Source organism: Pseudomonas umsongensis, from assembly GCF_012647205.1.
GTDB lineage: Bacteria > Pseudomonadota > Gammaproteobacteria > Pseudomonadales > Pseudomonadaceae > Aquipseudomonas > Aquipseudomonas umsongensis.
Genome location: NZ_CP051487.1, coordinates 4469019 through 4484556, shown reverse-complemented (window position 1 = coordinate 4484556; position 15538 = coordinate 4469019). Strand labels below are relative to the sequence as shown.

Genomic DNA, 15538 nt, shown 5'->3' with positions numbered 1-15538 from the left:
ATGGCCGGGGTTTGTGATGTTCCCTTACAACCTTAAACCAACGCTGCAACCGCTGCGTTGAAGGTTGCGCTCGGGCGCATGGCCTTGCTGATCAGCTCGGCATCGGCGTGGTAGTAACCGCCGATGTCCACTGGCTTGCCCTGTACGGCGTTGAGCTCGGCAACGATGGTTGCTTCGTTCTCGGTCAGGGTCTTGGCCAGGGTCGCAAACTGCGCTTGCAGTGCAGTGTCTTCGGTCTGGGCGGCCAGGGCTTGAGCCCAGTACAGCGCCAGGTAGAAGTGGCTGCCGCGGTTGTCGATGTTGCCGACTTTGCGCGATGGCGACTTGTTGTTGTCCAGGAACTGGCCAGTGGCCTGATCCAGGGTCTTGGCCAGAACCAGCGCCTTGGGGTTGTTGTAGGTCACGCCCAGGTGCTCAAGGGAAGCGGCCAGGGCCAGGAACTCGCCCAGGGAATCCCAGCGCAGGAAGTTTTCTTCCAGCAGTTGTTGCACGTGCTTCGGAGCCGAACCGCCGGCGCCGGTTTCGAACAGGCCGCCGCCATTCATCAGCGGAACGATCGACAGCATCTTGGCGCTGGTGCCCAGTTCCATGATCGGGAACAGGTCAGTCAGGTAGTCGCGCAATACGTTGCCGGTTACCGAGATGGTGTCTTTGCCTGCGCGAGTGCGTTGCAGGGTGAACTTCATCGCGTCGACAGGTGCCATGATCTGGATGTCCAGGCCGGCAGTGTCGTGATCCTTCAGGTAAGCCTGGACTTTCTCGATCACCACGCCGTCGTGGGCGCGCATCGGGTCCAGCCAGAAGATCGCTGGCGTGCTGCTTGCGCGGGCACGGTTGACGGCCAGCTTGACCCAGTCCTGGATCGGCGCGTCTTTGGTCTGGCACATGCGGAAGATGTCGCCGGCTTCAACCGACTGTTCCAGCAGCAGGGTGCCATTGGTGTCGGTCACGCGGACAACGCCGTTGGTCTTGATCTGGAAAGTCTTGTCGTGCGAGCCGTACTCTTCGGCTTTTTTCGCCATCAGGCCAACGTTCGGCACGCTGCCCATGGTGGTTGGATCGAACGCGCCATTGGCCTTGCAGTCTTCAATCACTGCCTGGTAGATGGTGGCGTAGCAGCGATCCGGGATCACCGCCTTGGTGTCGTGCAGCTGGCCGTCGGTGCCCCACATCTTGCCGGAGTCACGGATCATGGCTGGCATCGAGGCGTCGACGATGACGTCGCTCGGCACGTGCAGGTTGGTGATGCCTTTGTCGGAGTTGACCATGGCCAACGACGGACGAACGGCGTAGACCGCCTGGATGTCCGCTTCGATGGCGGCTTGCTGCTCGGCAGGCAAGGCCTTGATGCGCGAGTACAGGTCGCCGATGCCGTTGTTCAGGTTGAAGCCGATCTGCGCCAGCACGTCAGCGTGCTTGGCCAGGGCGTCTTTGTAGAACTCGGCAACGATCTGGCCGAACATGATTGGGTCGGAGACCTTCATCATGGTGGCTTTGAGGTGAACCGACAGCAGCACGCCTTGTGCCTTGGCGCTTTCGATTTCAGCGGCGATGAAAGCGCGCAGGGCGTTTTTGCTCATCACGGCGCAGTCGAGGATCTCGCCAGCCTGGACGCTGGTTTTTTCTTTCAGGACGGTGGTGGTGCCGTCTTGAGCGATCAGTTCGATCTTGACCGCGCCAGGGGCGTCGATCAGGGCAGCTTTTTCGCTACCGTAGAAATCACCGCTGCTCATGTGCGCGACGTGGGACTTGGAGTCTGCGGCCCAGGCGCCCATTTTGTGCGGGTGCTTGCGTGCGTAGTTCTTCACCGACAGTGGAGCGCGGCGGTCGGAGTTGCCTTCGCGCAGAACCGGGTTCACGGCGCTGCCCTTGACCTTGTCGTAGCGCGCCTTGGCTTCTTTGTCGGCGTCGCAGGTCACGGTTTCCGGATAGTCCGGCAGGGCGTAGCCCTGGGCTTGCAGCTCCTTGATCGCGGCTTGCAGTTGCGGAACCGAGGCGCTGATGTTCGGCAGCTTGATGATGTTGGCTTCAGGCGTAACGGCCAGCGCGCCCAGCTCGGCGAGGTGGTCGGCTACGGCTTTGTCGCCCAATTGCTCGGGGAAGCTGGCCAGGATGCGCCCTGCAAGAGAGATATCGCGGGTTTCAACGGCGATATCAGCCGAGGCGGTGAACGCCTCTACGATAGGCAACAGTGAATAGGTGGCGAGGGCGGGAGCTTCGTCGGTGAAGGTATAGATGATCTTCGAGCGGGTGGGCATATTCGGATTAACTCTCTCTTCTTTGCTAAAGCGTGCGCAGAAACTCGAGGGGCGCCGGGTAAGCGCGTTCGTTCAAAGTCATCCATGAGCCGAATATCGAGATTTCGTTGCTGTGATGTTGGGTGCATCAGTAGGGCGTCAAGCAGGCGGGCTGCGGTAGCAGGCCGTCTCATCGGGCGCAAACACTCGTCGTAGAGCTGTTCAGCCTGATGTGACCCTTTAGTCAGCGGCCGCATTATACATAGGTAGCTGGCAATCTGCCGATGGTTCATACACATCTGTTGTCGTCCATTGGTCTAAAGGTCGCAGGGACGAGCAGGGCGTATGGTCATTCTTCGTGCTTGAGATTGGCGTTTTTCCCTTTGCTTTCAGGCTTGTAGGTCGCGCGTTGAGCGGCTTTGCGGCAGATGAATGGAACATAGGGTTTGCGCGCCGATTTAACTGGGTTACGCTCGAACCAAGCCAGATGTTCAATCCAATCAATGGAGTTCAGCATGGGTTACAAGAAGATTCAGGTTCCAGCCGTCGGCGACAAAATCACCGTCAATGCAGACCATTCTCTCAATGTTCCTGATAATCCGATCATCCCGTTCATTGAAGGCGACGGCATTGGCGTTGACGTCAGCCCCGTCATGATCAAGGTTGTCGATGCTGCCGTGGAAAAGGCCTACGGGGGCAAGCGCAAGATTTCCTGGATGGAAGTCTATGCTGGCGAAAAGGCTACACAGGTCTACGACCAGGACACCTGGCTGCCCCAGGAAACCCTGGACGCCGTGAAAGACTACGTCGTTTCCATCAAGGGCCCGCTGACCACGCCGGTCGGTGGGGGTATCCGCTCCCTCAACGTTGCCCTGCGCCAGCAGCTGGACCTGTATGTGTGCCTGCGGCCAGTGGTGTGGTTCGAAGGTGTGCCAAGCCCGGTGAAAAAACCTGGCGACGTCGACATGGTGATCTTCCGCGAGAACTCCGAAGACATCTACGCCGGTATCGAGTGGAAGGCCGGCTCGCCCGAAGCCACCAAGGTCATCAAGTTCCTGAAAGAAGAAATGGGCGTCACCAAGATCCGTTTCGACCAGGACTGCGGCATCGGCATCAAGCCGGTTTCGAAAGAAGGCACCAAGCGCCTGGTGCGCAAGGCCCTGCAGTACGTGGTGGACAACGACCGCAAGTCGCTGACCATCGTGCACAAGGGCAACATCATGAAATTCACCGAAGGCGCCTTCAAGGACTGGGGCTATGAGGTGGCGAAGGAAGAATTCGGCGCCGAGCTGCTCGATGGCGGCCCGTGGATGAAATTCAAGAACCCGAAAACCGGCCGCGAAGTCGTGGTCAAGGACGCCATTGCCGACGCCATGCTCCAGCAGATCCTGCTGCGTCCAGCCGAATACGATGTGATTGCCACGCTGAACCTCAACGGTGACTACCTCTCCGACGCCCTGGCGGCGGAAGTGGGCGGTATCGGTATCGCGCCAGGCGCGAACCTGTCCGATACCGTGGCCATGTTCGAAGCCACCCACGGTACCGCGCCGAAATATGCCGGCAAGGACCAGGTCAACCCGGGTTCGGTGATCCTTTCGGCCGAAATGATGCTGCGTCACCTGGGCTGGACCGAGGCGGCGGACCTGATCATCAAGGGCACCAACGGTGCGATCAAGGCCAAGACCGTGACCTATGACTTCGAGCGCCTGATGGAAGGTGCGACGCTGGTTTCGTCTTCCGGGTTCGGTGAAGCGCTGATCAAGCACATGTAAGCAAACGACAGGCATACAAAAACCGCCCGATTCAATTGATTGAGTCGGGCGGTTTTTTATGACTGGATGACGGTGCGGCGTTAAACCGTCACGGTCTGTTGCGTGGCAGGGGTTGAGGTTTTCGAAGCATCTACAGGGTTGCCGATGTTCACGGCATGCAGACCTTTGGGTCCCTGGATGATTTCGAATACGACAGCCTGGCCGGCCTTCAGGGTTTTATAACCATCCATTTGGATGGCCGAGTAGTGAGCGAACAAGTCTTCTGTCTTGCCGTCCTCGTTGATGAAGCCGTAACCCTTGGCGTTGTTGAACCATTTCACCTTGCCGCTGACCTTGACACCTGACATACCAACTCCCTCTGCAACAGACTCCATCACTGGAGTATCATCCAGTACATCCGCAGTCACTTTTTAGGAAAAAAGTTGACTCCGCGGACCTTTTTTACCCACTGTGGGCTCTATTGGTTGTAACACCGTTTTGCCGATAGTCAAGGTGACCAGGCAGTCGGAGTTGAAATCGCCCAAGACCGCCCCCACCACTGTATTTGCACAACTGACGAACCTTTCTTTCCATGCATGCAATCAGCCAGATTCGACTAACATTCAATCAGGATCGCCCGACTCTCCAGAAAGATCGCCCGGAGGAACACGACGACGATTCCGCAGGCATTGCTGTTCAGGAGGCCAAGCCTGCGTTACAGGCGCCGCCGATGTACAAGGTGGTTTTGTTTAATGATGACTACACACCGATGGATTTCGTCGTCGAAGTGCTCGAGGTGTTTTTTAACCTGAATCGCGAGCTGGCGACCAAGGTCATGCTGGCCGTCCATACAGAAGGGCGGGCAGTATGTGGAGTGTTTACCCGCGACATCGCCGAGACAAAGGCCATGCAGGTCAACCAGTACGCCAGGGAAAGCCAGCATCCGCTACTCTGTGAAATCGAGAAGGACGGTTAATCGCCGACCACTTGGGTATGAGGTGAAGCTATGTTAAACCGCGAGCTCGAAGTCACCCTCAATCTTGCCTTCAAGGAGGCTCGTTCGAAGCGTCATGAATTCATGACCGTCGAACATCTCCTGCTGGCCCTATTGGACAATGAGGCTGCCGCCACCGTTTTGCGTGCGTGCGGCGCGAACCTCGACAAACTCAAGCATGACCTGCAGGAGTTCATCGACTCCACCACGCCATTGATCCCCGTGCATGACGAGGATCGTGAAACCCAGCCAACCCTGGGCTTCCAGCGTGTACTGCAACGTGCTGTGTTTCACGTACAGAGCTCGGGCAAACGCGAAGTGACTGGCGCCAACGTGCTGGTCGCGATCTTCAGTGAGCAAGAGAGTCAGGCAGTGTTCCTGCTGAAACAGCAGAGCGTTGCCCGTATCGATGTCGTCAACTACATCGCCCACGGTATCTCCAAGGTGCCAGGGCATGGCGATCACTCTGAGGGTGAGCAAGATATGCAGGACGACGAGGGCGGTGAGTCTTCATCTTCAGGCAATCCACTGGATGCTTATGCCAGCAACCTTAATGAACTCGCGCGCCAGGGTCGAATCGATCCATTGGTAGGCCGTGAGCTGGAAGTCGAGCGCGTCGCCCAGATCCTGGCGCGTCGTCGCAAGAACAATCCGTTGCTGGTGGGCGAGGCAGGCGTGGGTAAGACCGCGATTGCCGAAGGCTTGGCCAAGCGCATTGTCGACAACCAGGTGCCGGACCTGTTGGCCAACAGCGTAGTTTACTCCCTGGACCTGGGCGCATTGCTGGCTGGGACCAAATACCGCGGCGATTTCGAGAAGCGCTTCAAGGCGTTGCTCAATGAGCTGAAAAAACGTCCGCAGGCGATCCTGTTCATCGACGAAATCCACACCATCATCGGTGCGGGTGCTGCGTCCGGTGGCGTCATGGATGCCTCGAACCTGCTCAAGCCGCTGCTGTCGTCCGGTGATATCCGGTGCATCGGTTCGACCACGTTCCAGGAATTCCGCGGCATCTTCGAGAAGGATCGTGCACTGGCTCGGCGCTTCCAGAAGGTTGACGTGTCGGAGCCTTCGGTGGAAGACACCATCGGTATCCTGCGCGGCCTGAAAGGGCGTTTCGAGACCCATCACAATATCGAATACAGTGATGAGGCCCTGCGCGCCGCTGCCGAACTGGCTTCGCGCTACATCAATGACCGGCACATGCCGGACAAGGCCATCGACGTCATCGACGAGGCGGGTGCCTTCCAGCGCCTGCAGCCGGTGGAAAAACGGGTGAAACGCATCGAAGTGCCTCAAGTCGAGGACATCGTCGCGAAAATCGCGCGGATTCCACCAAAACACGTCACCAGTTCCGATAAAGAGCTGCTGCGTAACCTTGAGCGTGACCTGAAGCTGACGGTGTTTGGCCAGGATGCGGCGATCGATTCGCTGGCGACCGCGATCAAGCTGTCCCGTGCCGGCCTCAAGTCGCCTGACAAACCCGTCGGTTCGTTCCTGTTCGCAGGGCCTACCGGTGTCGGTAAAACCGAAGCGGCACGGCAGTTGGCCAAGGCGCTGGGGGTCGAACTGATTCGTTTCGACATGTCCGAGTACATGGAGCGCCACACCGTATCGCGCCTGATCGGTGCACCTCCAGGCTATGTCGGGTTCGATCAGGGCGGTCTGCTGACCGAAGCCATCACCAAGCAACCCCATTGCGTGTTGTTGCTCGATGAAATCGAGAAGGCGCATCCGGAAGTCTTCAACCTGCTGCTGCAGGTCATGGATCACGGAACGCTGACCGATAACAACGGGCGCAAGGCGGATTTCCGTAACGTGATCGTCATCATGACGACCAACGCCGGTGCCGAAACTGCAGCCCGCGCTTCGATCGGTTTCACCCATCAGGACCACTCGTCCGATGCGATGGAAGTGATCAAGAAGAGCTTCACGCCAGAGTTCCGCAACCGCCTGGACACCATCATCCAGTTTGGTCGCCTCAGTCATGAAGTTATCAAGAGCGTGGTGGACAAGTTCCTTACCGAACTTCAGGCGCAGCTGGAAGACAAGCGCGTACAGCTGGAAGTGACCGACGCTGCACGAGGCTGGCTGGCGGCAAGCGGCTACGACACGGCAATGGGTGCTCGCCCGATGGCGCGTTTGATCCAGGACAAGATCAAGCGTCCGCTGGCGGAAGAGATCCTGTTTGGCGAACTGGCCGACCATGGTGGCGTGGTTCATATCGATCTGAAGGACGGCGAGCTGACCTTCGACTTCGAGACCACGGCCGAAATGGCCTGACGTTCAGAAGCAAAAACAAAAAGGCGCCGAGAGGCGCCTTTTTGCTGTCTGCTGATGATGATCACGCTCTGCGTGGGAATGCAGCCCGGGACGCTCCGCGTCCCAAATCAAAAGCCGAACGCGGAGCGTCCGTTGAGGAATTCCCACGCAGAGCGTGGGAACGATCAGCATCCCAGGCAAACAAAAACGCCCGGCATAAGCCGGGCGTCTTGTATTGACCTGATTAGCGAGCGCGGTAAGTGATGCGCCCTTTGCTCAAGTCATAGGGCGTCAGCTCGACGCGCACTTTGTCACCGGTAAGAATACGAATGTAGTTCTTGCGCATCTTGCCGGAGATATGCGCGGTTACGACGTGCCCATTTTCCAACTCCACACGAAACATGGTGTTGGGCAGGGTGTCGACGACAGTGCCTTCCATTTCGAAGCTGTCTTCTTTCGACATGCAGTAAAGCCCTCGGTGTCCAATGAATGGCCCGGTGCAACTGCGCCAGGCAAAAGCGGCGTGCATTGTGCCCGAAAAATGGTGTTTAAGCCAAGGGGTTTAGGGCTTGCTCTAGTTCAGAACGACCCAGCGCTGGTTTATCAGCAGTTCGATGGGGCGATACTGGGTCTTGTAGCTCATTTTTTTGCAGTTCTTGATCCAGTAGCCCAGGTAAACTGCGTCCAGCCCCAGGCGCCGGGCTTCGGCGATTTGCCACAGTATCGCGTAGCGCCCCAGGCTGCGGCGCTCTTCGCCGGGCTCATAGAAGGTGTAGACCGCCGACAGACCGTTCGGCAGAAGGTCGGTGACGGCGATGGCCAGTAGACGACCCTGGAGGCGAAATTCGTAGAACCGCGAAAAAGGCAGGTCGCGAACCAGAAAGGTCGAGAACTGATCGCGGCTGGGCGGGTACATGTCGCCATCGGCATGGCGTTCTTCGATGTAGCGCTGATAAAGATCGAAATATTCTTCGCTGAAACCTGGCTTGGCGGGGCGGACCTGCAAGTCGGCGTTGCGTTTGAAAATGCGTTTTTGCTGACGATTGGGCGTGAATTGCCCTACCGGAATGCGTGCCGGTACGCACGCATTGCAATTCTGGCAATGGGGGCGATACAGGTGGTCGCCACTGCGCCGAAAACCCATCTCGGAAAGATCTGCATACACGTGCACATCCATGGGCTGGCTAGGGTCGAGAAACAGGGTGGTGGCCTGCTCCTCGGGCAGATAGCTGCAGGAGTGGGGTTGAGTGGCATAAAACTTCAAACGCGCCAACTCGGTCATGATCAACCCTCGGAAAGCTTTTGGATAAGTGTAAGCCACGCGGGCCAAAGTCGCTCAGCAAACCCAGGTTGCACGATTGGGCTGATCCAGATGCCTCGCCAGGTAATCGGCAAACACCCGGCGCGGAATCGCTCGCGCACCCAGGCTATGCAAATGATCGGTGGGCATCTGGCAATCGATGAGCACGAAACCCGAGTCTTTCAGATGTCGTACCAGTGTGGCAAAGCCAAATTTCGACGCGTTGTCGGCCAGGCTGAACATGGATTCGCCGAAAAACAGCTGGCCCATCGCCAGTCCATATAGCCCGCCCACCAGTTGATCCTGGTCCCAGACCTCCACCGAGTGCGCATGGCCGCGTTTGTGCAGTTCGATGTAGGCGTCCTGCATGGCTTCGGTGATCCAGGTGCCGTCCGCATATTCCCGGGGGGCGGCGCAGGCGCGTATGACCGCGGCAAAATCCTGGTCGAAGGTCACTTGGTAGCGTTGTTGGCGCAGCAGTTTGTTCAGGCTGCGGGACACGTGCAGTTCATCGGGAAACAGCACGGTGCGAGGGTCCGGCGACCACCAGAGGATCGGCTGGCCTTCGGAAAACCAGGGGAAGCAGCCATGGCGGTAGGCCTGGATCAGTCGATCGGCGGACAGGTCGCCACCGGCCGCCAACAATCCATTGGGATCGCGCATGGCCTTTTCCAGGGCCGGGAACGTCAGGGTGTTGCGTTGTAACCAGGTCAGCATGGCATCAGGGCTTACAGAAGGGGAGGGCGATGGCGGGCGTAAGCCCGCCGTGAAGTTTGCCGTCAAACAGTGGGAATGTCGTCGAGGTATTTTTCTGCGTCCAGGGCGGCCATGCAGCCGGCGCCCGCAGAGGTGACGGCCTGGCGATAGACGTGATCGGCGACGTCACCCGCGGCAAACACCCCTTCGATGGCGGTTGCCGTCGCATTGCCTTCGCTGCCACCGTTGACCAGCAGATAGCCGTCACGCATTTCCAGCTGGCCGGCGAACAGGTCGGTATTGGGCTTGTGGCCGATGGCGATGAACACGCCGGTCAGGGGCAGCTCAGTGATTGCGCCGGTATGACTGTCGCGCAGGCGCGCACCGGTCACGCCGCTGGCGTCGCCCAGCACTTCGTCCAGATTCTGGTTCCAGTGCAGGCGAATATTGCCCTTGGCGGCTTTTTCAAAGAGTTTGTCCTGAAGAATTTTTTCCGAGCGCAACTTGTCGCGACGGTGAATCAGATGGACTTCCCGGGCAATGTTCGACAGATAAAGCGCTTCTTCAACGGCGGTATTACCGCCGCCCACCACCGCGACCACCTGGTTGCGATAGAAGAAGCCGTCGCAGGTGGCGCAGGCTGAAACCCCTTTGCCGGCAAATGTCTCTTCCGAAGGCAAGCCCAGATACTGGGCCGAGGCTCCCGTGGCGATAATCAGTGCGTCGCAGGTATAAGTGCCGCTGTCACCGATAAGTTCGAAGGGGCGCTGCTGCAACTTGGCGGTATGGATGTGGTCGTAAACGATCTCGGTGGCAAAGCGCTCGGCGTGTTTTTGCATGCGCTCCATCAAGACCGGGCCAGTCAGGCCTTCGACATCGCCTGGCCAGTTATCGACTTCCACGGTGGTAGTGAGCTGGCCACCTGCCTGTATGCCGGTAATCACAACGGGCTTGAGGTTGGCGCGAGCGGCATACACGGCTGCGCTGTAACCCGCGGGGCCGGATCCCAGGATGATCAGGCGGGAATGCTTCGCTACGCTCATAAAAACACCTCATAAGCCTTTGTCACAAAAGAGAATGCGTGCTCAAATTGAGTCGCACGTAATGTGCTGTTGACTATGCTACACCCAAGAGTTGCCAGCATGGCATCGGACGTACAAACCCGTACAATGCCTGGCTATAACAGTGTTTGTAACAAAATCGGCATCGCATTTCGTGTTTATGAAAACCGATGCGCAGTGTTAAAAGTAGTCCCGGTTACGCCTGTTAACTTTTTTACCTGCCTGGATTGGGCAGTTTTATAGTCATTCAACAGATGGACGCGCCGTTGGCGCAGGAAAAACAGGTTTTGAAGAAATCCACCGCAGCACCCAAAACAGTTGTTCCACTCTGGCGTCAGCACCTGCACTACCGCCTCAAGGAAGGTGCATTGATCGCCATCGGTGCGTTGTGCCTGTTCCTGATGATGGCCTTGCTGACCTATGGCAAGGACGATCCGGGCTGGAGCCACAACAGCAAGATCGAGGACGTTCAAAACTTCGGCGGCCCGGCGGGTTCCTACAGCGCCGATATCCTGTTCATGGTGCTGGGTTACTTTGCCTATATCTTCCCGTTATTGTTGGCGATCAAGGCCTATCAGATCTTCCGCCAACGCCACGAGCCATGGGAGTGGAGCGGCTGGCTGTTCTCCTGGCGCCTGATCGGCCTGGTGTTCCTGGTGCTGTCCGGTGCCGCGCTGGCGCATATTCATTTCCATGCCGCGACCGGTCTGCCGGCTGGCGCTGGGGGAGCGCTGGGCGAGAGCCTTGGCGACCTGGCGAAGAACGCGCTGAACATCCAGGGCAGCACGCTGCTGTTCATCGCCTTGTTCCTGTTCGGTCTCACGGTATTCACCGACCTGTCATGGTTCAAGGTGATGGACGTTACCGGCAAGATCACCCTCGACCTGTTCGAGCTGTTCCAGGGTGCCGCCAATCGCTGGTGGGCAGCCCGTACCGAGCGCAAGCAACTGGTGGCGCAGTTGCGTGAAGTCGATGAGCGCGTGCACGACGTGGTCGCGCCAACCGTCACCGACAAGCGCGAACAGGCCAAGGTCAAGGAACGCCTGATCGAGCGCGAGCAGGCCTTGAGCAAGCACATGTCCGAGCGCGAGAAGCAGGTGCCACCGGTGATTGCCCCAGCGCCACCCAAGCCGCCAGCGCCGAGCAAGCGCGTGGAAAAAGAAAAGCAGGCGCCGTTGTTCGTCGACAGCGCCGTGGAGGGCACTTTGCCGCCGATCTCGATTCTCGACCCGGCGGAAAAGAAGCAACTCAATTACTCGCCCGAGTCCCTGGCGGCCGTCGGCCACCTGCTGGAAATCAAGCTCAAGGAATTCGGCGTCGAAGTCAACGTGGATTCGATCCACCCGGGTCCGGTGATTACCCGTTACGAGATCCAGCCAGCGGCCGGGGTCAAGGTCAGCCGTATCTCCAACCTGGCGAAAGACCTGGCGCGTTCCCTGGCCGTGACCAGCGTGCGTGTGGTGGAAGTGATTCCGGGCAAGACCACGGTCGGTATCGAGATTCCCAACGAAGACCGGCAGATCGTGCGTTTCTCCGAAGTGCTGTCTACCCCCGAGTACGACAACTTCAAGTCCCCGGTCACCCTGGCCCTGGGCCATGACATCGGCGGCAAGCCGGTGATCACCGACCTGGCGAAGATGCCGCACCTGCTGGTGGCCGGTACGACCGGTTCCGGTAAGTCGGTGGGGGTGAACGCGATGATCCTGTCGATCCTGTTCAAGTCTGGCCCGGAAGACGCCAAGCTGATCATGATCGACCCGAAAATGCTCGAACTGTCGATCTACGAAGGCATTCCGCACCTGCTGTGCCCGGTGGTTACCGACATGAAGGACGCCGCCAACGCCTTGCGCTGGAGCGTCGCCGAGATGGAACGGCGCTACAAGCTGATGGCGAAGATGGGCGTGCGTAACCTGTCCGGCTTCAACGCCAAGGTCAAGGAGGCGCAGGACGCCGGCGAGCCATTGAGCGACCCGTTGTACAAGCGCGAAAGCATCCACGACGAAGCGCCGCTGTTGCAGAAACTGCCGACCATCGTCGTGGTGGTCGACGAATTCGCCGACATGATGATGATTGTCGGCAAGAAGGTCGAAGAACTGATCGCGCGTATCGCCCAAAAGGCGCGGGCGGCAGGTATCCACTTGATCCTTGCGACCCAGCGTCCTTCGGTGGACGTGATCACCGGCCTGATCAAGGCCAACATCCCCACGCGCATGGCGTTCCAGGTGTCGAGCAAGATCGACTCGCGGACCATCATCGACCAGGGCGGCGCCGAGCAATTGCTGGGTCACGGTGACATGTTGTACATGCCACCGGGTACCAGCCTGCCGATCCGGGTTCACGGTGCGTTCGTTTCCGACGATGAGGTTCACCGCGTGGTCGAGGCCTGGAAACTGCGCGGCGCGCCGGAATACAACGACGACATCCTCAACGGTGTCGAAGAGGCCGGCAGCGGCTTTGAAGGCAGCAGCGGTGGCGGCGACGGCGATGATCCCGAGGCCGACGCGCTGTATGACGAAGCAGTGCAGTTCGTCCTGGAAAGCCGTCGCGCGTCCATCTCCGCGGTACAGCGTAAGCTGAAGATCGGCTACAACCGCGCCGCGCGCATGATCGAAGCCATGGAAATGGCCGGGGTCGTGACGTCCATGAACACCAACGGTTCGCGTGAAGTCCTGGCCCCTGGCCCGGTACGCGACTGACCCGATACTGAAAAGGGGTGGCGCCCCAAGGCGCTGCCCGCACTCCCACGAATGTTATGAGGACTCCCATGCGTCTGATCCGCATGCTGTTGCTGCCGGTACTGGCTTTGAGCACGCTCTCGGCCCACGCCGATGACAAGGACGTGGCACGCCTGACTCAATTGCTGGAAAAATCCCAGACCCTGACCGCGCGCTTCTCCCAACTGACCCTGGATGGCACCGGTACCCAATTGCAGGAAACTGCCGGCGAGATGTCGCTGCAGCGCCCTGGCCTGTTCTATTGGCACACCAATGCGCCTGCCGAGCAGACCATGGTCTCCGACGGTAAAAAGGTCACCCTGTGGGACCCGGACCTGGAACAGGCCACCATCAAGAATCTCGATCAACGCCTGACCCAGACGCCAGCGCTGCTGCTGTCCGGTGACGTGTCGAAGATCAGCCAGAGCTTCGATATCAGCGCCAAGGAAGCCGGTGGCGTGATCGACTTCACCTTGAAGCCCAAGACCAAGGACACCCTGTTCGACAGCCTGCGCCTGTCGTTCCGCAATGGCCTGGTCAATGACATGCAACTGATCGACAGTGTCGGCCAGCGCACCAATATCCTGTTCACCGGGGTGAAGGCTAACGAGCCGATCCCGGCATCGAAGTTCAAGTTCGACATTCCCAAGGGTGCCGATGTAATCCAGGAATAAAACGCGAAACCCCTGTAGGAGCGAGCATGCTCGCGATGAACTCAAGGACACCGTTGGGTGTCAGGTTGCCAGCGTTATCGTTGACGACCATCGCGAGCATGCTCGCTCCTACAGTGGGGACGGTGTTCAATTGAGGTTTCGGAAATAGTGATGGACCTGTTTCGCAGCACCCCGATCGCCCAACCCTTGGCCGCCCGTTTGCGCGCGACCAACCTGGACGAGTACGTCGGTCAGGAACACGTGCTCGCTCGCGGCAAGCCCTTGCGCGAAGCGTTGGAGCAGGGTGCCCTGCATTCGATGATTTTCTGGGGACCGCCAGGCGTAGGCAAGACCACCCTGGCGCGTTTGCTCGCGGAAGTATCGGAGGCGCATTTCGAAACGGTGTCGGCAGTGCTCGCCGGCGTGAAGGAGATTCGCCAGGCGGTGGAAATCGCCAAGCAGCAGGCCGCGCAGTACGGCCGACGCACGATCCTGTTCGTCGACGAAGTGCACCGATTCAACAAGTCCCAGCAGGATGCGTTCCTGCCATATGTCGAAGACGGCACGCTGATTTTTATCGGCGCGACCACGGAAAACCCCTCGTTCGAACTCAACAACGCCTTGCTGTCGCGCGCACGAGTCTATGTGCTCAAGAGCCTCGACGAAGCCGCCTTGCGCAAACTGGTGCACCGCGCGCTGACCGAAGAGCGTGGCCTGGGCAAGCGCAACCTGACCCTCAGCGATGAGGGCTTCCAGATGCTGTTGTCGGCCGCCGATGGCGATGGCCGGCGCTTGCTCAATCTGCTGGAAAACGCCTCGGACCTGGCCGAAGACAACAGCGAGATCGGCATCGATCTGCTGCAAAGCCTGCTCGGTGATACCCGCCGGCGCTTCGACAAGGGTGGCGAAGCGTTCTACGACCAGATCTCCGCGCTGCACAAATCCGTGCGTGGTTCCAACCCCGACGGCGCGTTGTACTGGTTCGCGCGCATGATCGATGGCGGTTGCGATCCGTTGTACCTGGCCCGGCGCGTGGTGCGCATGGCCAGCGAAGATATCGGCAATGCCGACCCGCGTGCGCTTAGCCTGTGCCTGGCGGCGTGGGAAGTGCAGGAGCGCCTCGGTAGCCCCGAAGGCGAGCTGGCGGTCGCGCAGGCCATTACTTATCTGGCGTGCGCGCCGAAAAGCAACGCGGTGTACATGGGCTTCAAGACCGCGCTACGTGCCGCCGCCGAGCATGGCTCGCTGGAAGTGCCGCTGCACCTGCGCAATGCGCCGACCAAGCTGATGAAGCAGCTCGGTTATGGCGACGAATACCGTTATGCCCACGACGAACCTGATGCCTACGCCGCCGGAGAAGACTATTTCCCGGAAGAACTTGACCCGATCCCGTTTTACCAGCCAGTGCCCCGTGGCCTGGAGCTGAAGATTGGCGAAAAGCTCAATCACCTGGCGAAACTAGACCGATTAAGCCCCCGGCAGCGGAGAAAATAGTGCTCCCCTTGATCCTTGCGGTTTCCGCCGGCGGTGTAGCCGGCACCTTGTTACGCTTTGCCACGGGCAACTGGATCAACGCTAATTGGCCGCGGCACTTCTATACCGCGACGCTGGCCGTTAATATCGTCGGCTGTTTGCTGATCGGCGTTTTATACGGTCTGTTTTTGCTACGCCCGGAGGTGCCCATCGAGGTGCGTGCCGGGTTGATCATCGGCTTCCTCGGGGGGCTGACGACTTTTTCATCCTTTTCACTGGATACGGTGCGCCTGCTGGAAAGCGGGCAGGTGCCGCTAGCCCTGGGCTATGCTGCCATCAGCGTATTCGGCGGGCTGCTCGCCACCTGGGCTGGCCTGTCCTTGACCAAACTTTGATA

At 59.1% G+C, this 15538-nt stretch carries 14 protein-coding genes; 7 read left to right on the top strand and 7 right to left on the bottom strand.

The window, feature by feature from the left end; all coding sequences use genetic code 11:
- Positions 1 to 32: 32 nt before the first annotated feature.
- Both HGP31_RS20225 and HGP31_RS20220 read right to left on the bottom strand, forming a co-directional pair.
- On the bottom strand, positions 33 to 2258 hold the full coding sequence (locus tag HGP31_RS20225) for an NADP-dependent isocitrate dehydrogenase (protein ID WP_020799532.1): 2226 nt from the start codon (positions 2256 to 2258) through the stop codon (positions 33 to 35).
- A gap of 328 nt (positions 2259 to 2586) precedes the next feature.
- Positions 2587 to 2754 carry a hypothetical protein gene (locus tag HGP31_RS20220; RefSeq protein ID WP_020799531.1) on the bottom strand — a complete coding sequence of 56 codons (168 nt, stop codon included), beginning with the start codon at positions 2752 to 2754 and terminating at the stop codon, positions 2587 to 2589.
- Between HGP31_RS20220 and icd the strand changes: the two genes are divergently transcribed.
- Positions 2753 to 4009 (top strand): NADP-dependent isocitrate dehydrogenase, encoded by a 1257-nt coding sequence (gene icd / locus HGP31_RS20215; protein WP_007951441.1) that lies wholly within the window; start codon positions 2753 to 2755, stop codon positions 4007 to 4009. The two genes, HGP31_RS20220 and icd, sit on opposite strands and share 2 nt — an antisense overlap.
- Positions 4010 to 4089: 80 nt before the next feature.
- Here the strand turns inward: icd and cspD are convergent, their stop codons facing one another.
- Positions 4090 to 4356 (bottom strand): cold shock domain-containing protein CspD, encoded by a 267-nt coding sequence (cspD, locus tag HGP31_RS20210; protein ID WP_020799530.1) that lies wholly within the window; start codon positions 4354 to 4356, stop codon positions 4090 to 4092.
- A gap of 224 nt (positions 4357 to 4580) precedes the next feature.
- Here cspD and clpS point away from each other — a divergent pair, with 224 nt between their 5' ends.
- Together clpS and clpA are read left to right on the top strand one after the other, a co-directional pair.
- The gene (gene clpS / locus HGP31_RS20205; RefSeq protein WP_020799529.1) at positions 4581 to 4964 is read left to right on the top strand and encodes an ATP-dependent Clp protease adapter ClpS; all 384 of its coding nucleotides are present in this window, start codon (positions 4581 to 4583) and stop codon (positions 4962 to 4964) included.
- A 30-nt stretch (positions 4965 to 4994) separates the two neighbouring features.
- Positions 4995 to 7265, top strand: coding sequence for an ATP-dependent Clp protease ATP-binding subunit ClpA (gene clpA / locus HGP31_RS20200; protein WP_020799528.1), 2271 nt, complete (start codon positions 4995 to 4997; stop codon positions 7263 to 7265).
- A gap of 223 nt (positions 7266 to 7488) precedes the next feature.
- Here the strand turns inward: clpA and infA are convergent, their stop codons facing one another.
- The 4 genes from infA to trxB form a co-directional block, all read right to left on the bottom strand.
- Complete coding sequence (gene infA / locus HGP31_RS20195; protein ID WP_002553999.1) at positions 7489 to 7707, bottom strand: translation initiation factor IF-1; 219 nt, start codon at positions 7705 to 7707, stop codon at positions 7489 to 7491.
- A gap of 111 nt (positions 7708 to 7818) precedes the next feature.
- Entirely contained in the window at positions 7819 to 8526 is a 708-nt protein-coding gene (locus HGP31_RS20190; RefSeq protein WP_020799527.1) for an arginyltransferase, read from the bottom strand.
- 54 nt (positions 8527 to 8580) lie between these two features.
- Complete coding sequence (gene aat, locus HGP31_RS20185; protein ID WP_020799526.1) at positions 8581 to 9261, bottom strand: leucyl/phenylalanyl-tRNA--protein transferase; 681 nt, start codon at positions 9259 to 9261, stop codon at positions 8581 to 8583.
- 62 nt (positions 9262 to 9323) lie between these two features.
- Entirely contained in the window at positions 9324 to 10283 is a 960-nt protein-coding gene (trxB, locus tag HGP31_RS20180) for a thioredoxin-disulfide reductase (RefSeq protein ID WP_020799525.1), read from the bottom strand.
- A gap of 305 nt (positions 10284 to 10588) precedes the next feature.
- On the opposite strand from trxB, the gene HGP31_RS20175 reads away from it, so the two are divergent.
- From HGP31_RS20175 to crcB, 4 genes are all read left to right on the top strand, one after another.
- A complete protein-coding gene (locus tag HGP31_RS20175) occupies positions 10589 to 12997 on the top strand; it encodes a DNA translocase FtsK (protein ID WP_033044215.1) in 2409 nt (802 codons plus the stop codon).
- 68 nt (positions 12998 to 13065) lie between these two features.
- Positions 13066 to 13689 carry an outer membrane lipoprotein periplasmic chaperone LolA gene (gene lolA, locus HGP31_RS20170; protein ID WP_008062032.1) on the top strand — a complete coding sequence of 208 codons (624 nt, stop codon included), beginning with the start codon at positions 13066 to 13068 and terminating at the stop codon, positions 13687 to 13689.
- A 150-nt stretch (positions 13690 to 13839) separates the two neighbouring features.
- Positions 13840 to 15162, top strand: a complete 1323-nt coding sequence (locus tag HGP31_RS20165; RefSeq protein ID WP_020799522.1) for a replication-associated recombination protein A — start codon at positions 13840 to 13842, stop codon at positions 15160 to 15162.
- Positions 15162 to 15536: a fluoride efflux transporter CrcB gene (crcB, locus tag HGP31_RS20160; protein ID WP_020799521.1), complete on the top strand. Its 375-nt coding sequence runs from the start codon at positions 15162 to 15164 to the stop codon at positions 15534 to 15536. The genes HGP31_RS20165 and crcB overlap by 1 nt, the downstream gene beginning before the upstream one ends.
- Positions 15537 to 15538: the final 2 nt, after the last annotated feature.